We start from the raw sequence: 20,888 nt of genomic DNA, 5'->3' as shown, positions 1-20,888 counted from the left end.
AATAACTGAGATAGTTGCTTTAATAAATTAATTCGCTTTTTTATCCCCCCATGACTCGAATTCCCGCGGTTTGACCGCGGGAACCATAGTAAGCGGAACTGTGGTTTAATAATATCGGAAGTTAGGTTCAGGAAGAAAATGGGGTTTCGATTTTTTGTAGAAATGTTACCATCTGACCATTTCTGGTAGTATTCATGATTTGAGAAAAATATGGCAAAACCTGGCACATTCCAAGATATTATTTTAACGCTACAGCAATTTTGGGCAGAACAAGGTTGCCTGATATTGCAACCTCTGGATATGGAAGTTGGAGCTGGGACTTTTCATCCTGCTACCTTCTTGCGTGCAATAGGCCCTGAACCCTGGTCGGCTGCTTACGTTCAGCCTTCCCGGCGACCGACCGATGGGCGTTATGGTGAAAATCCAAACCGCGTCCAGCATTATTATCAGTTTCAGGTAGTGCTCAAACCCTCACCGCTGAACATTCAGGAAAAATACCTGGACTCTCTTCGTGCATTAGGTGTTGACCCACTGGCTGATGATATTCGTTTTGTTGAAGATAACTGGGAATCACCCACTTTAGGTGCCTGGGGATTGGGTTGGGAGGTCTGGCAAAATGGGATGGAAATATCCCAGTTTACCTATTTCCAACAAGTCGGCGGGTTAACATGCAAGCCGGTTACCGGCGAGCTAACCTACGGTCTTGAACGGATTGCGATGTTTATTTTGGGGGTGGATAATCTGTTTGAATTACCCTGGAGTAAAACCGCTTATGGGACAGTAACCTATGGTGACGTATTCCACCAGAATGAAGTAGAGATGTCTGCTTATAATTTTGAGTATGCCAATGTGGAAGTGCTGTTTAGACAATTTGATTATTATGAGGAAGAAGCGCAGAAGCTGGTTGCCCTGGATCTTCCCTTGCCTGCTTATGAGATGGTAATGAAAGCTTCGCATGCGTTCAATTTACTAGACGCAAGGCGAGCTATTTCAGTGACTGAGAGACAACGGTATATTCTGCGGGTTCGTCAATTATCCAGAGCAGTGGCCCAGACGTACTATAATGCGCGTGAAGCGCTGGGTTTTCCTATGCAGAAAGGTGTGTAATGGTGAATGATTTTTTATTTGAATTAGGATGTGAAGAGCTTCCATCAGGAGCAGTTTGGCCTTTAGCCGAAGCGTTGACAAGTAATCTTCTGGCCCTGCTTGATAAGGCTGAAATTGGTTATGGAAAGGTAAAATCTTTTGCCACACCCAGGCGATTGGCTATTTTAATAACCGATATGCAGGAAAACCAACCAAGTCAAATTGTATCTCGTCGTGGTCCGGCATTAGCTGCCGCTTATACTGCAGAAGGTCAGCCTACGCCCGCTCTGTCAGGATTTGCCAAATCCTGTGGTGCTGCGTTGGAACAGCTTAAGATCAGTAAAACGGATAAGGGCGAATGGCTAATTTATGAAACCTGCCGCGAAGGGGCCAAAACAAAAGAGGTTCTGCCAACCTTTATTCTTCAGGCACTGCATGCTTTGCCTATTGCCAAGCCAATGCGCTGGGGAAGCGGGGATGCAGAATTTGCTCGCCCTGTCCATTGGGCTGTTATGTTATGGGGTGAGGAGCTGATAGATGGAGATATCTTTGGTGTAAAGACAGGCCGTTACAGTTACGGACATCGCTTTCACCACCCGCAATCCATTGAGATTGATAAGGCTCAGGATTATGAACCCTTGCTTCGGGAAGCTTTTGTCGTTGCGGATTTTGCAGCTCGGCGGGAACTGATCAAAGAGCAGGTGCAGAAACTCGCTGCAGAGAATCATGCCCAGGCTATTATGCCGGATGAGTTAGTCGATGAAGTGACCTCTATTGTTGAATGGCCGCAAGCCCTTGTTGCCAATTTTGAGCAGGAATTTTTAGACGTTCCGCCTGAGGCATTGATTGCGTCCATGCAGTCACATCAAAAATGCTTTGCCCTGCAAGACAAGGCGGGTAACCTGTTGCCACATTTTATTACCGTAGCAAATATCAGCAGTTCTAATCCCCGACAGGTAGTAACGGGTAACGAAAAAGTAATGCGTGCAAGGTTAAGCGATGCTGCCTTTTTCTTCCATTTGGATAAAAAACAACCCCTAAGCCATCATATTGCTGCTACCGAGAACGTTGTTTTTCAAGCCAAACTGGGCAGTTTGCGGGATAAGGCAATGCGAATGCAGACATTGATGAGCATGTTAAGTACCCCATTTGCCTTAAATGAGCAGCAAGCAGAGCGGGCAGCAGAATTATCCAAATGTGATTTAATGACAGGAATGGTAGGTGAGTTCCCCGAGCTTCAGGGGCTGATGGGCTATTATTATGCCCTTCATGATGGGGAATCTGAAGAAGTAGCTCTTGCCTTAAGGGAACAATACATGCCTCGTTTTGCAGGCGATAAACTACCCTCCTCTAAATTAGGGCTTGCGTTATCGTTGGCAGACAGAATAGACACCTTAACCGGGATTTTTGCTATTGGGCAAAAACCGACTGGGGTGAAGGATCCATTTAAATTACGCCGCCATGCTTTGGCTGTTGTGCGTTTATTAATTTTAACTTCTGCGCAGTTTAATCTATCGACCTTGATTACTGAAACACTCAAAGTCTATGGGGAGCAATTGCCTGATAATAAGCCTGCAATAGCTGAGTTGCAGCCTTTTATTCTTGAGCGCATGCAATCTTATTATCAAGGCCAGGGAATTAATTCTGAATTATTCCAGGCAGTGCGTGCCCGTCAGTGGGATTGGCTTTTTGATTTTGACAAGCGAATCAAGGCGTTGGCGGAATTTATTCATTTACCAGAGGCTGCTGCATTATCTGCAGCTTGCAAGCGCGTCAATAACTTATTGCAGCAGTCTGAGTTTACAGACAGTACCAGCCCTGTTGATGAAAATCTTTTAGTGGAGGACGCTGAAAAATCGCTCTTTATGCAGCTTTGTATGGTTGAAAAAACGGTTGAGCCATTTTATGCAGCGAATGATTATAAGAATACCCTGACCACATTAGCCAGTATGCGAGAGTCTGTAGATGCTTTTTTTGAGCATGTTATGGTCATGGTCGATGACAAGGCGCTTAAAGCAAATCGGCTGCGGTTGCTAATTCGCTTACAAACCCTGCTGCAAGGGGTTGCAGATATTTCTTTACTACAGCTTAATTTATGAATAAGGTTATTCTTCTGGACAGGGATGGAGTTATTAATCAGGACTCTCTCCATTATATCAAATCGGTTGATGAGTTTATCCTTCTGCCTGGCAGCATTGATGCGTTGGTTCGTCTGACCAAGGCGGGCTATCGTATAGGGGTAGCTACTAATCAGTCCGGGGTATCCAGAGGCTATTATACTGAGCGTGATCTTGCAGCAATTCATGAAAAATTGATGTCAGCCGTAAGGGCAGCAGGAGGTGAGATTGAAGCTATTGAGTACTGTGTTCACTTGCCGGATGCTGGTTGTCTTTGCCGAAAACCCCAACCTGGCATGCTAAAGGCCCTTGCTGAGCGTTTGGGATGTTCTTCTTTTGAGGGAGTGCCTTTTGTTGGTGACAGGGTGTCTGACATCCAGGCAGCAGAGGCTGTTGGCGCCACACCGATGATGGTGCTTTCGCCGATGACAGATAGGCAAGCCCTGCGGCAATATCCCCATGTCCCTGTATTTACCTCTTTGGCGCAGTGCATTGATTCCTTGCTGGTTTACCATGAATGATTCTATTGCGATTGGTTATGAAAGTGCCGCTCAGGTTGGGAAAGCACAACAGCTTGCAAAGCAATTGGGGCTAAGACTTGATAATCAGGCCAAAGATCGACTGCTGGTGACAGCGGACAGGGTTGTTCTCAAGATTAATGGGTTTTCGCCTTTATACGCGGATTTCTCACGACAAACCTGGCAAAAACGCCGTGATGCAGGAAAAAAGCAAGGACTCATCAGGGCGTGTAAGCCGACGAAAGGACTCCGTATTATTGATGCTACAGCAGGTTGGGGGCGTGATGCTGCAGTGCTTGCAAGTTTTGGCGCTGAAGTGATCATGTTGGAGCGACAGCCAATCATGGCTGCTTTGCTTGCTGATGCATTGATGCGGCGTGATGACTCTTCAAAGAAGTCACTACAGTTGCAATTACATCCTTGCAATGCTCTGGATTTTCTCCACAACCTGGCTCCCCAGGATTATCCTGACGTAATTTATATTGATCCCATGCATCCGGAGAGACAAAAATCGGCTTTGGTGAAGAAGGATATGCAGGTATTACAAAAGCTTATTGACAGGCAAGATGACTCCCTTGAGCTTTTAGTACTAGCAAAAGCAAGGGTGAGCAAAAGAGTGGTAGTTAAATGGCCCCAGGGGTACAAGCCTTTATTGCCTCCGGATTTTTCCATAGAGGGAAAAACCGTACGTTTTGATGTTTACATCCCTGTGGACAGGGGAGGCGATTGATCTTTTGTTCCTGAACTTTATCCAGTATGCAGATGCATTGGCGTTTAACGGTATGCTATGAGAACTTGGGAAGCAGGAACAAAAGATTGTAATTAAATTAAATCAAATTCGTCCAACTCTTTTCTTAAGCGTTTTTCCTCAAAAAGCTCTTCGATGCGCCGGCGCCTTTCCAGTTTGGTACATAAGCCTGTTTCATTGACGCTGTCTTGTGATTCAAGGTAATCTTCAAGTTCTGTCTCGAAGTCATCAAAACGTCGAATAGCCATCGTCTTCTCCCTGTACCGAGTATTTAATTCCATAAAAAACAACTTGGGCTTTTTTGACAATAACAGAATTCCACTGTCAAAAACAGTGGAATTTTTTAGACATAATAATATTGAAATTTCAAGTGTTACCTAATGTATTGCCAGGTTGTGGGGCTGGTGCAGGCTTAGCGCTTTCGCGCATACCCTTAAGCTCTTGCTTTAGAGCAGACTGCTGTTGGGCACTTGGCTTGAATACTGCTTCGTTATATTGTTTTATTTCGCTTGCTATGCGTTGTGTACGAGCATAACGGGCACTTTCCCCTTTGAATAATTCACCAGGGGTGGTAACTTCACCCGTTTTAGGATCATATTTATCGCTCATTTGTTTACCATTGACGATGATGGTGATTTTCTTGGGGTCGAAGCCTGCGTTAATCGCTGCCTCATACATAACTCGCCCTGCTTCTTCCGCTTTTTTGGGATCATGATCATGATTTGCTTTCATCTCAATACTGTCATGACCACAGGCTCTGACTGCTTCGGCCAGACTTTGAGCCTGATATTCCATTCGCTTATGGCGGCTGAAAAAACTTTTAAGGAATTCTATTCTGCTTGACCCAATAGAAAATTCGCCGTCGCTATAGTTTACTTTCATACCGGTTATGGTTTGGATGGTATCCAAATTTTCTACTTTAACGTTTCTTAAGCTAATTTTCCCTTTATCCATATTATACTGAATGCTGGGGGCAGGATCTGCCGGGTGCTTTCTGGCCTCTCTTTCTATTGCTGCCCGCATATCCTTATTGTGTTCATACATGGCTGCCAGATAGGTAATACGATCCCTTTCCCGCTGTGCGGCACGGTGGATATCAGCCAGACTTTTATTAAAGGAATCCTCAAACGCTTTCAGGTTTTTTTGATGGGAGCTTTCCAATGCGTTTGTCATATCCTGCCTAATCTTTTCCAGCTCGACTTTCGATTGGGCAGGATCAGTGCTGACTCCCAAACTGGCTGTTAAATTATTAGTAAATTCAGGGTCTTTAAATAATGCGGCCAGCTGGGTTTTTTCATGTTGCTGTTGGGCTTTAATTGCGTCAACGGCTTCGGCTTTTGTTATATGCAGAAAACCAACAATCTTATGAGGATCGAATTCGGGGGGCGTCTTTTTTAATGCATTGTTAATGACTTCCAGGTTTTTTTGATACTCTTTTCTTTTAGTTTCAGTGCCAGGAACTGCCGGAGAAGCAGCTGATCCTGGAGTATCAGGAATTTCCTTTAATGCATTTTCCAAAGCATTGGCAACCGCTTCTTTCGAGTTTTTTATTTGCTCTGAATCAGTTGTTGATGGTTTAAAGGCATCGGCAAAAGAGGTGCCATCGGGTGCTTTGAGAACAGCATTGCCCTTGTCGTCCTTTAGGGAAGAAAAACCATTCATAGCTGAAATACGATTCTGGTTATAGGTTTCAAAGCTCTGGGTACCAGAAAGCCCCTTATCGAGGTTTACACTTTTTCGATAATCAGCAAAGAATTTTTCCTGTGCTTCATGGCTAAAATATTTATTAATATCTTTAGATGTTCTGAAACTACGCAATATGGGTCTATCCCAAAGAGACGACATAACGTTCCCCCTTTAAAACCGGTTAGATAAATTATAACATTAAATTCTTACGTTATAATTAAGCAAATTTAAAACAAAACGACAACATTTTTTATGCCGCACAAGTTTTTTACGGGCTTCTGAAATGAGATTAGCCCGGCCCATTAGTTTCAGTTGGGGTTTTCTCTTCTTCACTGATAGATATCGGGGATGGGGGTGGAAAAAATTGAAACCAGGCGGAAGGAAAAGCTTGATTTTTAGCAGGCTCTTTAGTCTGTTCAATATTTGAAGCAGTCTTTTGAGAGGTCAGGGTATCAAGAAAATCGCACAGGCCATCGGTATCCTTTATTTGCATGATTTTAGAATTTGAAGCGGGGTCTTGAGAGGTCAGGGTATCAAGAAAATTGTACAAGCTATTGAAATTTTCTATTGGTGGGAATGGAGGTAAATCCTCAGTGACTACCTTTCTTCTCTTCACCCCAGCTGCTGGATTTTTCTCTGGATGGCTGATTTTATGTAACGGTGAGGAAAATACTTTACTCTTGGATTTAGGTTTCCTGGCTAAATTGACAGATTGATTACGTCGGGATTTCAGTGCCTTATCATAATCCCCTTTAAATTCGGCTCTGGCCTCAGCAATACTCATCCTTGCTAAATTATTTGCTTGTAAGTTATATTTTTTCAGCTGATCCGTTAACGAGCTTGGGCATACACCAAGCAAAGTACTGGCTTTATTTACTCGCTTATCCCCTGTAAACGCATGATGAACATCTGAAAAAGTCAAACGACGAAGAAGGATTGTTTGTAGTGGCCACTTATATTCTTTACCAAACGAAGCCTCGTTTCTTTTACACAAGTTTATTAATATTTGATTTTTATCTTCTACCTTAAGGTATCTTGATAGAGAAATTTCTAATTCTTTTTCATCAACCTCAAGCATTCTTGCTAATAGTCCAAAAGAATTTTCCATAGAATTCACCAATAATGCCATTTGGTGGATAGTAGAAAGTTTCGTTTTAATTGGCATGGGCTCACCTGCAAAAATGTATATTATAAATATTGCTGTTTATTTTATCAGGAATTGTTAGGTTGTTAACCACTATGACAGGTTAACAACCTATAGGGTATTTGACTCTACCAGGCTGGTATAGCTGCATCGCCAAATAGCTCTTTAGCTTTGTCTTTAACTTCCTGTGAATTAAACGCCTTGACAAATTGCTCAAGCTGGGGCTTTTTATTACTGTTCTTACGAATAACGATTAAATTAGCATAAGGGGAATCCTTGCTTTCCATATAAATTGCATCGCGAGAGGGGCTTAAGCCTGCAGGAATTGCAAAGGTGGTATTAATAACGGCTGCATCAACGTCTGCTAAAACCCTTGGCAGCTGGGCGGCATCCAGTTCTTTGATATAGAGGTGCTTTGGATTGGCGGCAATATCAGCAACCGAAGAGGCGTCTTTGGTTTTCAAGCTTATCAGCCCGGCCTTCTTCAGGAGCAACAAGGCTCGTGCTTCATTACTGGGATCGTTGGGTATGGCGATGATAGCCTTATCGGGTAGTTGAGATAGCGACTTGTACCTGGCTGAATAAATAGCGGCAGGGAAGACAAAGGTTTTGCCTATAGGTTCGATATTGTAATGGTGAGCTTTCACTGCTGCTTGCAGATAAGGTAAATGTTGATATACATTCGCATCCAGACTGCCATCGTCCAATGCTTCGTTTGGCAGATTATAATCATTAAATTCTACGATTTTGATTTCCAACCCGTATTGTTTGCTGGCTACTTCTTTGGCCACTTCAACCAAGTCAGTCTCAGGGCCTGCAATTGTGCCAATAGTTAAGGTATTTGGCGAAGGTTTGCTGCAAGCAACCAGGCTGATAATGAATATAAACAAGCTAAGAATACGCATTAATTATTGTCTCCTTTATTAAGTATGCGAGAAGCGCTGTGCGAGGCGATCGCCGCCCATTTGCAGTAATTGCACGATAACAATAAGCACCACGATTGTGGCAAGCATTACCATCAGGTTAAATCGCTGATAACCATAACGAATTGCCAGATCGCCTAACCCCCCGCCCCCAACGGTACCGGCCATAGCAGAATAATTAACCAAAGTGATAGCAGTGACAGTGGTTGCCTGTATCAAAGCCGGGAAAGCCTCAGGTAATAAAATATGGCGGATCATTTGCCAGGTATTGCTGCCCATAGAAAATCCAGCTTCAATTAAGCCATTAGGGATTCCCTGGTAAACATTATCGACCAGACGGGCAAAAAAGGGCGTTGCTCCCAGAGTGAGGGGAACCATGGCGGCGTGAATACCAATGGATGTGCCTACCAGCAGACGGGTAAAGGGGATGAGCGCTACCAGCAAGATAATAAAGGGGATGGAGCGGGTAATGTTAATAAAGCCAGAGATTAAGCGACTGATGCCAGGGTACGGCTTTATCTTATTATTGGTAAAAAGAAGGGTACCTAGCGGTAAACCCAGTAAAACGGCAAATAGGGTACTGGCGATAACCATATATAGGGTTTCACCGCTGGCTATTAATAAATCATAAAGCATCGTCAGTGACATAACCTAGAATCTCCACGGTTAAATTGGATTTTTCACAACGCTTGATAAACAAGTCCAACAACGTACTGTCTGCTGATAATTCAACGATCAGTACGCCGCATGTGATCATATCAAACCGATCGATATTGGCGAGTAGAATATTAATGTCCAGATTCAACTCTCGACTGGCTTGGCTGATAAAAGGGACGGTCGCATTCTCGCCCTGAAATAGCAGGCGTAACAATGGTTTGTTATTGGGTATAGGTGATAAGCTATGGTTCAGGCATGCAGGTAATTTGGGGCTTAGTTGGCTATAGAGCATGCTGCGGGCCTGACTGTCTTTTTTATTCAGAACATTGGATAAGGCTGTTGTTTCGGTAATTTCTCCAGCCTCCATAACCGCCAATCGATGACAGATTCGCTTTACTACCTCCATCTCGTGGGTGATTAGTACAATTGTAATTCCATAGAGGTCATTAATTTTTTTAAGTAATTCCAGGATGGAGCCTGTGGTTTCAGGATCCAGGGCGGAGGTAGCCTCATCGCAAAGCAGGATTTTAGGCGAACAGCTTAATGCACGGGCTATTGCAACGCGCTGCTTTTGGCCGCCGCTAAGTTGTGCCGGGTAAAAATTTATTTTTTCCTCAAGCTCGACTAAAGGTAATAACTCATCAATTTTAGCCTTGATATCTGGCTCAGGTATCCCCTGTATCTGCATGGGAAGAGCTATGTTGTCATAGACTGTTTTAGAGCTTAACAGATTAAAGTGTTGGAAAATCATCGCCATTTTATAACGTGCCTTACGCAGGCGGCTGGCAGAAAGTGTGGTGATATTTTCATTATCGATAATGACTTCCCCTGTGTCGGGATACTCAAGTAAGTTGATGCAGCGTAGCAAGGTTGATTTACCGGCTCCACTTCTGCCAATTATGCCAAAAATCTCACCTTCCTGGATAAATAAATTAACATTACGCAAGGCAACTGTGGCTGCGTAGGATTTGTTTAACCCGTTTAATTCAATCATCACATAAAAACCTGAAGAGTGGCAGCATGCGGGCAAAGGGGAGGGACATCCGCTTTAGCCGTATTTACAGTGTTCACTGAGCGCCCGCAAGCTGAATTTCAAATCGGCGCAGGGTTAATATACATTGATGCAAGCCATTAGGCAAGCTGCTAATTTATTGTATTAAGGATTAACAAGTCAAGGGTACGGTCAATGGCTCCTGAAGGCAGGCGGGGTTCAGCCCAACCTGTCTGACGTGAGTTTTCCTTGCAGGGAACCATACGCTTGTGTGGCTTTAATTCCTACATTAACTCTCAAGGGGAAGCTGAATCAATAGCTGCCATTATTCCATCTAATTTCCTTTCCGAGTCTGTCTTGCAGAAAAAAATGAAGGAGCGGTTGTTCGCCAGGTTTATAGCTCCTTTTACTAATAACCCAAGTCCCAAAGTTGCTATTCCCAAGGCAAGATTACCCAGGAACTCTGACCAGCCTCTGTGTTCTTCGAGACGAATGCGTGCAGATTTGATGTGGTCTTCACATTGTCCTTTAAAAACTTGATAGTTTTTAGGGGTGGGATCATTAAAGAAAAATTTCCCTTTTTCGGTTAATTTCTCATGAAGAGTTTTTGCTGCCTGATAAGCCTCTTCAAGCTGGTGAAGTTTGAAGTAGCTGGCTATACTCTCATTAGACCAAAAATTTTCCTTTGCTTTATCTTTCCGATCACTCAAATCGCCTATTTTATTCTTCAGTAATCTCAGTTGAGAATAAAAATTTAGTTCTGCCTCGGATTTGGGGGCTTGTTTATCAGAAGGAAGGTTTTGGCTTTGCCCGGCTTTCAATAGTTCTTGTTGAGTTGGCTCTTTGTCACACTCAGGTTCTGGATGGTATGGGTCAATAAATTGTAATCCTTTGCTTGACAGTTGAATTGTTTCATCAGGCTTAAACGTCTCAATATCAGGATTGTTGCCAGGTTCATTCACTTTCGTAAAAAACAGGCATACGTCTTTTTTGTCCATACCTGTTGTGCTATTAAAGTGCAACTGACCTTCTTTTATCGCCTGGTATCCGAAGCGTCGTACGGGTTTATCACTCGCAATGATGCTCGTGCTGACCCCATGTTTGGCAAATTCTCTGGCTAATTTGTGCGCAAAACTGTTGTCTGCACCTGTAGTACCTAAAGCGCCATAACAAATGCTAAGCAAGATAGTTATGTGCTCTCCTGCTTTTAAACCTGCTTCCATTGACGAACTAACTATCTCCGCAGGTTCGCGCCTGATCTGATGATTAGGTTTATGTTCTGAAGAGTCATCGAATGCATCAACATAATTGCCTGAAATTGTATTGCCATTAGGGCTGCCATGACCGGTGATTACAATTAAACTATTGTCTTTCAGATGACCCGATAAGACGTGGTTGGCTTCCCGGCGATTTCCCTCTGAGCGCAATACAACAAAGGGGGCATGTAATGCTTTTGCCATAGCAAACCCCGTATGCCCATCCCCGGTTTTTTCCAGGCCAGGGTTATCCTTTATATAGGACTCTATTTGATCCGCAGGTAAAGCAATTTTTTTCTTATCTAGACTTTGCAAACTTATCACGGCTATTTGACCAGTAGGGATGCCATTTAACTGCTGCTTAAATTTTTTCCATTGCTCAGTTATTGGTGCCTTGTTATCTGTGGCAGTTTTGTGGAAATTAGACACAACAGTTTGTACCATGTGATTTTCTCTTAAGGCGAAATGAAAATATTTTATCACTATGGATTAATTATGTACATAATAATTTTGCTCAGAAAGCTTGCTGCTTCGGGAGAAGGAGCAAGCTTTACGGCTTCTCCTCTAAGAGTTTAAAAGATGAACGTCCGTGAACAGCGCACTGACAGAAGAGTATTTTTATCGAAGCCACCAGTGAAGCCAGATGGAAACTCAATGCTAAATCCAGTGCTGGGATCAAAGAAATCCTGAGACGAACTCCAGTAATCTGCAGATGAAAAGCTACCAAAGTTACAGGGAATTACGGCATTGGCACATAGTCCGGAAGATACTGTGCCTAACTCATTTAGGGCAGGAAGATACCAGTCCGTCTCGCCCTCTCTCATGCTTTCATTGCAGGCGCCGGCTGCGTAGTTGGTCGCTGTAACACCGGGTTGTCCGGATATCGCTGCAACAATATTAGCGGTATTGGTTGCTCCATTATTTAAATCTGTTGCAGCAACATCGGTGCAATCATTTGGATTATTACTGCAAGCGTTGCTTGAATCCCATGGTAGGATTCCCTCATCGGCTTCAGCAATTACTTTGACCTCCAGACCATCAACAGCATATACCAACCCTCCGCCAGCTCTAAAAGCAATCAATGCCTGCGGGCTGTTGCCGGTGTTGCTGCCGCTAACAGTGATGGTACAGGGCGCATAGGGATCATTGGAGGTTAATACCAGGGTACAGGAATCTCCCGGGGCAACAGCTGTGCAATCGTTGTCATCAACCAGAAGACCTGGGCAGGCTGCCTGATTACTGACTGTAACTCCATTGGCATTGGCTGTACTGCCAGCATCATTGCTGACTTCCAGGTTAAGTTGGGCGCCTGATACTGTGACTATCCGGCTTTGCTGCACAGGGCCGGTAATGCTAATCAGTGGTTGACTGGTAACCGTCACGTCCACATTGACCGTATTGGTGTTATTCCCTTCAATAGGGATCGTGGTTGGTCCTTCTACTGTAGGTGAGGTAAAGGTAATTGTACAGCTTGCCCCAACTGCAAGGCTTGCACCGCAAGTTGTGCTTTGGACGCTGATGTTGCTGCCGCCAGGGATGGTGGCTGTGACATTATCCGCTGCAACCGGGGAGCCTGGATCATTGGTGACTGTCACCTCGCCTGTGGAATTTGCGGTAAATGACAATGTTGTCGGATTGACATTTATCGTCGCCATGGGAACCGCTGTTACCGTTATTGCAACATTGACGGTATTGGTATTACTGCCATGAATAGTGATATTGGTAGGCCCCTCTACTGCAGGTGAGGTAAAAGTAATCGTGCAACTTGCCCCAACTGCAAGGCTTGCACCGCAAGTTGTGCTTTGGACGCTGATGTTGCTGCCGCCAGGGATAGTAGCCGCCACATTATCTGCTGCAAAAGGAGAGCCTGGATCATTGGTGACTGTCACCTCGCCTGTGGAGTTTGCGGTAAATGACAATGTTGTCGGATTGACGTTTATCGTCGCCATAGGGACTGCTGTTACCGTTATTGCAACATTGGCGGTATTGGTATTACTGCCATGAATAGTGATATTGGTAGGCCCTTCTACTGCAGGTGAGGTAAAGGTAATCGTGCAGCTTGCCCCAATTGCAAGGCTTGCACCGCAAGTTGTGCTTTGGACGCTGATGTTGCTGCCGCCAGGGATACTGGCTGCTATATTATTTGCAGGCTCTGGCGATGTAGCACTATTGGTTATAGTGACTAATCCATTATTTCCGGCGACAAAATTTAAGCTGGATGGGCTGGCTGTGATCATGACACCGACAGCAGGCCCACGGCTAATGTTTAAACTATTGGCGCTACTGGGCTGATAGCATTGGTTGGGATTGGGGCTGCCATCCGCGTTTGCCAGGCAGACTCTGGGGCCGCCATGAATCCCGTCTTTGGGCAGGGCGCTTCCTGTGATTGAAAGATTCAGCGTGCAACTGCTGTTCACTTGTCCTTTCGGAGCGAGTTGACAGGACGTGGTTTGCACGATACCCGGCATGGTTTGGATCACCAGTTTTTTAGGTTTTTGGGACTGGTTTTGAATGATATATTGAATAGTGGCTGTACGGTTTTCGGGTACCGTCTGGGTGGGATTGCTTCCTGGCGCAGGTGTTATCGTCCACAATGGCCCACCTGCATGCGCCATTGATACCATCAACCAGGATAACAGACTAGCCAATATTTTGTTTATCCAGAAATGTTTGTTTTTCTTTTCCATGTTAATACCTATAAATTATAAGGGCTATAATCGAGCATCGATAACAAATAACAGTATCAGATTTATGTCTCCAACTCCTTAAGGTTTTTAAAATACTTCAGGGTTTCAGGGTTTGCCAAAGATTGCAGATTATTGATGGGGCGACCATGAACTGCCTGACGCACCGCAATTTCTACTGTTTTACCACTCAATGTGCGCGGAATGTCAGGAACCTGCAATATTTTAGCTGGAACATGGCGCGGGGAGGCATTATGGCGAATAGTCTGGCGTATGGTGTTGATGAGTGCCTCATCAAGCTCTATACCTTCTTTTAGCTTGACAAACAATACGACACGGACATCTTCCTGCCAGTGCTGCCCGATAACAACACTGTCTAAAATATCCGGAATTTTCTCCACCTGCCGGTAAATTTCTGCGGTACCTATGCGAACCCCTCCTGGATTAAGGACGGCGTCTGAGCGGCCGTAGATAATAAGGCCATTATGTTTCGTTATTTCGGCAAAATCACCATGAGCCCAGACCTTGTCAAAACGTTCAAAATAGGCATGCCTGTACGCTTTTTTATCGTCATCTTTCCAGAAATAAATCGGCATGGAAGGGAAGGGCTTTGTGCAGACCAGCTCACCTTGTTGTTGGCGGATGGGATTTCCCTGCTCATCAAACACATTGACAGCCACACCTAAGCCAAAGGATTGCAGTTCTCCACGATAAACGGGTAGAAGCGGGTTACCTAAAGCAAAGCAGGAAACAATATCAGTACCGCCCGAAATAGAGCTGAGCTGTACCTCAGATTTTATTTCCTGATATACGAAGTCATAGTTTTTGGGAAGTAGCGGGGAGCCTGTTGACAGAATGGTACGCAGGCTTTTTAATGAAAATTGGTGCCGTGGGCTGGCGCCTGCTTTTTCCACAGCGGATATAAATTTGGCGCTGGTTCCAAAAACAGTGACTTTTTCTTCCTCAATCAATTGAAACAAACGGTTCGCGTCAGGGTAGACAGGTGCTCCTTCATAAAGCGTCAGGGTAGCGCCTAAAGCCAGAACAGAAACCATCCAATTCCACATCATCCAGCCGCAGGTTGTATAGAAGAAGAGGTTATCATAAGGCTGAATATCGGTATGCAAGCCAAGTTCTTTGATATGTTGCAGTAATGTGCCCCCTGCCCCGTGAACGATACATTTAGGTTGGCCTGTGGTTCCTGAGGAAAAGAGAATATACACAGGATGCGCAAAAGGAAGGCTTGCAAACTCACAATGTTGCGCGGGTTTGAGAAAACTGCTCCAACTGATTGCATGGGGGATGTGGTTTAGGTTGACTTGATTATTAATAATTGGGCAAATCACCACCTGAGTCAGCGAAGGCATTGCCTGGCTAACTTCTAAAATTTTGCTGCTGGCATCGTGTTTTTTGCCTAAATATTGATGGCCATCGCAAACAAATAATACTTTAGGTTCTATTTGTCCCAAGCGGTCGATTGCAGCTTGTGCGCCGAAATCTGGAGAGCAGGAAGACCAAATGGCACCTATTGATGTTGTAGCCAGCATGGCAATAATCGTACAAGCCACATTGGGCATGATTGCGGCAACCCGATCGCCGGTGTTTACGCCAGCCTCCCTTAGTCCGGCAGCACAGCGAGCTACTTCATGGTAGAGTGCCTGATAAGTTAGAACTTCTTTTTCTCCTTCTTCATTGACACTGATTAGGGCTGGATGATTGTCTCGGCGACGAAGCAGTTTCTCAGCGAAATTAAAGCGGGCGCCTGAAAACCAGCGTGCATCCATCATATGTTCATAATGATTGAGAATTTCATGAGCCGGAGTATCAAAAGTAAAATCGAAATATTCACAGAGCGCTTGCCAAAAAAGGGCGGGCTGCTCGATTGACCAATCATATAGTTGCTGATAGTCGTTTAATTCTTGCTTATGTGTTTGCGCCACAAAACACATAAACTCCCACATTCTGCTCGCTTTAGGCTCATTGGGCTGCCATACCACTGTATTCATCTGATTTCTTCCTAAGAAAACTTACCCTGTTTCAGACTTATGATAACTTGAGATAAAAAATAATGTAATGACTCAAAAGAGCGGTTTTTCTAATTCAATTCTCGTTCTAAGTTTCAGGGCGAATTTAACTATTTGATATCGGTTGTTGCTGGGTAATACAGTGAATACCCCCGCCGCCTGCAAAAATATCCAGGGCCTCTATTTGAGTAATGGAGCAGGATGGAAATAATTGACAAAAAAGCGTGTAGGCTGCTTCATCATAGTGTCGATGGCCAAAGGCTGGCATGACTACTCCTTTATTAGCCAGATAAAAATTGATATAGGAGAGGGTCAACCGTTCATCATTAAGCCAGGTTGCTGGCGGCTGCTCGACAGTAAACACTTCCAAGGCTCTTCCTCTGGCATCAGTTGCTGTTTTTAATCGTTCCAGGTTTTCATTGAGAATTGGGTAATTGGCATCCTGCTTATCAGAAGTAATCAGGGCTAATACTTTTCCTGGGGCAATAAAGCATGCTATTTCATCGATGTGTCCATCCGTTTCATCACCTGTTAACCCTTTATTTAACCAAATGATTTTTTCTGCTCCCAGGTAGTCGCAAAGATAGCGTTCAATTTCAGTTTGTGACAACTGGGGATTGCGGTTGGGATTAAGCAGGCATTCACGGCTGGTGAGAACGGTTCCTTCGCCATCAACATGAAAGGAGCCGCCTTCCATGACCAGAGGTGCTTTAAAATAATGGGCATTCGTTTTTTTTATAATCGCAGAAGCGATTTGATTATCGAGGAAATAATCCTGGTAATTCTCCCCCCAGGCATTATGAATCCAATCAACGCCGGCCAATTCGCTTTTCTTATTCAACAGGAAAGTAGCCCCTGTGTCTCTTGTCCATGAGTCATTGATAGGCAAACTCATCAGGTCTATTTTTTGACCGCAGAGTTGTTTTGCTGATTCTTCATCACCAGGATTGACCAGCATGGTGACCGGCTCATACTGGGCAATTGCCTGCGCCACCCTTGCATAAGCCTGACGTGCCCGTTGAAGGCCGATGGCTGCCCATGTCTTTGCATGGCAGGGCCAGGCCATCCAGCAGCCCGCGTGAGGATGCCATTCGGGGGGCATGTGAAAACCGGCTTGCTTGGGGGTTATCATGGTAATTATCCTTTTTTATTACTGCCAAGATAGGTTAATTGAGAAAAAATACTTCGCAGTTCATCGAGATAAGTTTGAATTTTTTCTTCTGGCAAATCAGCATGAATTAACTGCTTTTCATAGGATAGTAACAATCGTTTGGTATCAAAATGGGCATAATTTAATACATTCGTTACCGTGTCACCGCTGATTAAATCTGTGATTTCAAATTGACCATTCCCCGTCAGTTTTACATCGAGGGAGTTCGTATCACCGAAGAGATTATGCAAATTGCCAAGAATCTCTTGGTAAGCTCCAACCAGAAAGAAGGCTATCGCATAAGGATTTGTCGCATTATAAGGTGGCAACATCAAGGTGGAGTTGATACAGACACTGCCGGTATATTTTTTAATGGTACCATCCGAGTCGCAGGTTAAATCCTGAAGTACGCTATGCATGGTTGGCTTGTCAGTAAGGTGGGTAATGGGTACTACCGGGAATATTTGCCCGATTGCCCAGGCATCCGGCAAGGATTGGAAAAAGGAAAGGTTGCAGAATATTTTTGCGGCCATACGTTCATTAATCATGGTCAGAAGCTCATTATCACCAGGATTATTTTCATCCAGACGTTGCTGGATTGCAAAACAGATCGCGGTAAAAAACTGCTCTACTTTCGCTTTTTCCCGCAACGAAATGACACCATGTTTAAACATGGAATGCGCCTCTTCCAAAGCATGGGTCGCATAATTAAAAATTTCATTGGGTGAATTTTCAGAAACCGATTGGTAGGTATCCCAGATATCACGAAACACATGCGAATCGTCTACCTCGATAGGAGGTAGCTCGCCTGTTTTCTTAATCAGTTCCACATCGGTGATATTGGTAACCAGCACGGCATGGTGTGCTGTTAATGCCCGTCCCGATTCAGAAATCAGGTTGGGTTCGGGCATGTTGGCTTCTTCACATAAGGGGCGAAGAGCTAATAGAATATGAGTTGCATACTCTTTGATGGAGTAATTCATTGAACAGTCGGTTGAAGTATGCGTGCCTTCATAATCTACTGCCAGTCCCCCCCCCACATCAATTGTGGTTACAGGTGCTTGCAGACGTCTTAATTCAATATAGTAGCGGCCAACTTCCTGCATACAATGACGGATATCATGGATATTGGCAATCTGGGAACCTAAATGACAATGCATCAATTGCAGGCAGTCAAGTGAATTATTGGCTTTTAATTGTGTTATTAAATCAAGAACCTGTTCGGCATTTAAGCCAAATTTGGATTTTGCTCCGCCGGTATTTTCCCACTTGCCTGCTCCTTGGGTAACTAGGCGAATGCGCACACCCAGTTTAGGCTTTATGCCCAAGCGCGTCGATTCCCTAAGAATAATATCCAGTTCGGAGCGCTTTTCAATGACAATAAATACCTCATGTCCCATCTGTTGTGCGATAAGGGCTGTGCGAATGTAGCAGCTATCTTTATAACCATTGCATACGATGGTTGATGGAATTTGTCCCAGCAGTCCTATTACGGCCATAAGTTCGGGTTTGCTGCCGGCTTCCAGACCAACGGAATATTGAGGCGCTTTCAGAAGTTCGCGCACTACACTGGATTCCTGATTCACCTTGATAGGGTAGACAAGCTTGTAAGTACCGCGATAATCATTTTCGAGAATCGCCTGATTAAATGCTTCATTTAGCCTGATGACCCGATCATGAAGGATATCGGTAAAGCGAATCAGCAAGGGCAATTGTAAGCCTGCCCGACTGGCAGCGTTGACTATTGCCTGTAACTCAACCCCGTCAAATTCATCCAGGCTCTTGTTAACCTCTATATTGCCTTGAGCATTAATCGTAAAATAGCCTTCACCCCAGTTACTGATGTTGTATAAATTCTCTTCCGCCAACGCGTTGTTATTCATTAGTTATTCCTATCCTGGCATCCCGGGGGTTTAGCAGCTCCTGATAAGTATCTGGTTCTCGCTGACAGGCAAATGGGAAAAGGCGTCCCCATAATTCACGTTGATTAAAATCTAACTCTGCCACTAATACGGCAGGCTCATTGCGTGGTGCCTGGGCTAAAATTTCTCCCATTGGGGTACTGATAAAACTACTGCCGTAAAATTCAAGACCGTCCTCGCAGCCAATACGGTTGACCGCGACCATAAACGTGTTGGCCATAATCCCCTGGGCAACCATTACTTTTTGCCACATTGGTTGGCTATCGAAACCAGGTGCTGTCGGTTCTGCACCAATGGCAGTGGGGTAAATAATGACTTCAGCGCCTTTTAAACCGTAAATGCGCGATAGTTCAGGAAACCATTGGTCATAACAAGTCGGCAGGCCAAATCGATGCCCGGCAAGATCATGGACAGGGTAATTGGAATCTCCGGGTTTAAAATAATAGTTCTCATGGTATTTTTCCCCGCTGGGAATATGTTGTTTCCGGGTGACGGCAACCAATTCGCCGAATTCGTTAAAGGCCACTGCGGTGTTGTACCCTGCCTTTTCAAATAAGGAGGCGGTAATGCTGATATTTGCCTGTTTTGCCATTGCACTGACGAAACGTGCGGTAGGCCCTGTATTAATTTCTTCTTTGTAAGGGCTGCTGTCTACGTCATGCCGTGTACAAAAGTAGGGGGATAAGGTTAATTCCTGCAGGCAAACCAATTGGGCACCTTGCTTTGCGGCAGTTAAAATGCCTTCGGCAAGGCGCGCTTGGTGTTGCTGGGGATTGTCATGCCATTTCTGTTGAACCAAACCTATTTTGAAAGCAGTCATTTGTGGACTCTGTTTTAAAAGAATGCCAAAAGATATCACTGTTATTAGAAAACAAGAATAGTTTATCAATGAGAAGGGTGCGATTAAAATTGTGGTTGGTGTTAATATTGATGGCAGGCTGGATGGAGCGCCAGCGATCAAAGGACATGAGTTTATTATCAAGCTCCGATCCCGGGTTTTTCTGGCGCTCCATCAGCCTGCAATTTTCAAGAAAAAACGGTACTTAAAATCGCACCCCAATGAGAAATATTAAGGGTACTCCTGATTTGCCAGCAGCGCATTAGCAACTTTCGACTGGTTTTTTTTTCCTAGTGCCTTACAGATCATATCCCCGGCAACCACTATTTTGAAAATATCTACACCAGTTTCTATGCCAAGACCATGCATCAGGTATAAGACATCTTCAGTCGCTACGTTGCCTGTTGCACCACGAGCATAAGGACAGCCCCCAAGTCCTGCCACGGCACTGTCAAAGCGGCTGACACCACATTGAAGCGAGGCATAAATGTTCGCAACTGCCTGACCATAGGTATCATGAAAGTGCATGGCTAACTGTCGGAGGGGAAGGAACTCCAGGATTTCATGAATCACAGTGGTTGTTTGTTTTGGGGTCCCTACACCAATGGTATCCCCCAGACATATTTCATCAGCCCCTAACGATAGCAGGTCACGAGCGACTTTGGCGACTTGTTGTGGCGCTATTTCACCCTCATAGGGACAACCGAGCACACAGGAGATATAGGCTCTTACCGAAATATTATTGGTTTTTGCTAAAGCAATAACAGGCTCAAACCGTCTGATGCTTTCAGCAATGGAGCAGTTAATATTACGCTGATTGAATGATTCACTGGCTGCGGTGAATACGGCAATTTGTTTAACACCAGCCTCCAGGGCTCTCAGCATTCCTCTTTCATTAGGAACCAGCGCTGAAAAATGAATCGCCTGCGGTTTATTGATAGAGGTAAATACGCTTTCATTGTCAGCGAGTTGGGGAATCGCTTTTGCTGAAACAAAGCTGGTTACTTCAATATGCCGCAGGCCGCTTTGGCTGAGTAAATTGATTAATTCAATCTTGGTCTCTGTTGCTACAAAAGAGGCTTCATTCTGTAGCCCATCGCGAGGCCCTACCTCCACTATGGTAACTTTTTGCGGATAGTTCATG

17 protein-coding genes are annotated in these 20,888 nt (G+C 44.5%); 4 read left to right on the top strand and 13 right to left on the bottom strand.

All coding sequences use genetic code 11. From position 1 onward, the window contains the following. The first annotated feature begins 210 nt into the window (after window positions 1-210). The 4 genes from glyQ to E1O65_RS00935 are packed head-to-tail and all read left to right on the top strand — an operon-like array spanning window position 211 to window position 4,451. Window positions 211-1,107, top strand: coding sequence for a glycine--tRNA ligase subunit alpha (glyQ, locus tag E1O65_RS00950; RefSeq protein ID WP_133131718.1), 897 nt, complete (start codon window positions 211-213; stop codon window positions 1,105-1,107). Beyond that, window positions 1,107-3,185, top strand: a complete 2,079-nt coding sequence (gene glyS, locus E1O65_RS00945) for a glycine--tRNA ligase subunit beta (protein WP_133131717.1) — start codon at window positions 1,107-1,109, stop codon at window positions 3,183-3,185. The genes glyQ and glyS overlap by 1 nt, the downstream gene beginning before the upstream one ends. Then, complete coding sequence (gmhB, locus tag E1O65_RS00940; RefSeq protein ID WP_133131716.1) at window positions 3,182-3,724, top strand: D-glycero-beta-D-manno-heptose 1,7-bisphosphate 7-phosphatase; 543 nt, start codon at window positions 3,182-3,184, stop codon at window positions 3,722-3,724. The genes glyS and gmhB overlap by 4 nt, the downstream gene beginning before the upstream one ends. Then, complete coding sequence (locus E1O65_RS00935) at window positions 3,717-4,451, top strand: class I SAM-dependent methyltransferase (RefSeq protein ID WP_133131715.1); 735 nt, start codon at window positions 3,717-3,719, stop codon at window positions 4,449-4,451. The genes gmhB and E1O65_RS00935 overlap by 8 nt, the downstream gene beginning before the upstream one ends. A gap of 92 nt (window positions 4,452-4,543) precedes the next feature. On the opposite strand, the gene E1O65_RS12510 is transcribed toward E1O65_RS00935, so the two are convergent. From E1O65_RS12510 to E1O65_RS00875, 13 genes are all read right to left on the bottom strand, one after another. Next, entirely contained in the window at window positions 4,544-4,717 is a 174-nt protein-coding gene (locus E1O65_RS12510) for a hypothetical protein (RefSeq protein ID WP_165474868.1), read from the bottom strand. A gap of 118 nt (window positions 4,718-4,835) precedes the next feature. Further along, window positions 4,836-6,314, bottom strand: coding sequence for a hypothetical protein (locus tag E1O65_RS00930; protein WP_133131714.1), 1,479 nt, complete (start codon window positions 6,312-6,314; stop codon window positions 4,836-4,838). 130 nt (window positions 6,315-6,444) lie between these two features. After that, complete coding sequence (locus tag E1O65_RS00925) at window positions 6,445-7,320, bottom strand: hypothetical protein (RefSeq protein ID WP_133131713.1); 876 nt, start codon at window positions 7,318-7,320, stop codon at window positions 6,445-6,447. 107 nt (window positions 7,321-7,427) lie between these two features. Beyond that, the gene (locus tag E1O65_RS00920; protein WP_133131712.1) at window positions 7,428-8,204 is read right to left on the bottom strand and encodes a MetQ/NlpA family ABC transporter substrate-binding protein; all 777 of its coding nucleotides are present in this window, start codon (window positions 8,202-8,204) and stop codon (window positions 7,428-7,430) included. A gap of 18 nt (window positions 8,205-8,222) precedes the next feature. Beyond that, entirely contained in the window at window positions 8,223-8,870 is a 648-nt protein-coding gene (locus E1O65_RS00915; protein WP_133131711.1) for a methionine ABC transporter permease, read from the bottom strand. Then, complete coding sequence (locus E1O65_RS00910; protein WP_133131710.1) at window positions 8,848-9,873, bottom strand: ATP-binding cassette domain-containing protein; 1,026 nt, start codon at window positions 9,871-9,873, stop codon at window positions 8,848-8,850. The genes E1O65_RS00915 and E1O65_RS00910 overlap by 23 nt, the downstream gene beginning before the upstream one ends. A gap of 293 nt (window positions 9,874-10,166) precedes the next feature. Beyond that, window positions 10,167-11,570 carry a hypothetical protein gene (locus E1O65_RS00905; protein ID WP_133131709.1) on the bottom strand — a complete coding sequence of 468 codons (1,404 nt, stop codon included), beginning with the start codon at window positions 11,568-11,570 and terminating at the stop codon, window positions 10,167-10,169. Window positions 11,571-11,698: 128 nt separating this feature from the next. Beyond that, window positions 11,699-13,813 (bottom strand): DUF1566 domain-containing protein, encoded by a 2,115-nt coding sequence (locus E1O65_RS12640; protein WP_242601503.1) that lies wholly within the window; start codon window positions 13,811-13,813, stop codon window positions 11,699-11,701. Between the two features lie 62 nt (window positions 13,814-13,875). Continuing rightward, window positions 13,876-15,816 (bottom strand): acetoacetate--CoA ligase, encoded by a 1,941-nt coding sequence (locus tag E1O65_RS00895; RefSeq protein WP_133131708.1) that lies wholly within the window; start codon window positions 15,814-15,816, stop codon window positions 13,876-13,878. Between the two features lie 124 nt (window positions 15,817-15,940). Beyond that, a complete protein-coding gene (locus tag E1O65_RS00890; RefSeq protein WP_207384212.1) occupies window positions 15,941-16,966 on the bottom strand; it encodes an agmatine deiminase family protein in 1,026 nt (341 codons plus the stop codon). Between the two features lie 5 nt (window positions 16,967-16,971). Beyond that, window positions 16,972-18,867 (bottom strand): biosynthetic arginine decarboxylase, encoded by a 1,896-nt coding sequence (speA, locus tag E1O65_RS00885; RefSeq protein WP_133131707.1) that lies wholly within the window; start codon window positions 18,865-18,867, stop codon window positions 16,972-16,974. After that, a complete protein-coding gene (locus tag E1O65_RS00880) occupies window positions 18,860-19,726 on the bottom strand; it encodes a carbon-nitrogen hydrolase (RefSeq protein WP_133131706.1) in 867 nt (288 codons plus the stop codon). Before E1O65_RS00880 ends, speA begins: the two co-directional genes overlap by 8 nt. 249 nt (window positions 19,727-19,975) lie before the next feature. Beyond that, window positions 19,976-20,887, bottom strand: coding sequence for a hydroxymethylglutaryl-CoA lyase (locus E1O65_RS00875; protein ID WP_133131705.1), 912 nt, complete (start codon window positions 20,885-20,887; stop codon window positions 19,976-19,978). Between the last annotated feature and the right edge of the window lies 1 nt (window position 20,888).

Source organism: Legionella sp. W10-070 (assembly GCF_900640175.1).
In the GTDB taxonomy this organism is placed as follows: Bacteria; Pseudomonadota; Gammaproteobacteria; order Legionellales; family Legionellaceae; genus Tatlockia.
This window is presented reverse-complemented; position numbering and strand designations above follow the sequence as displayed.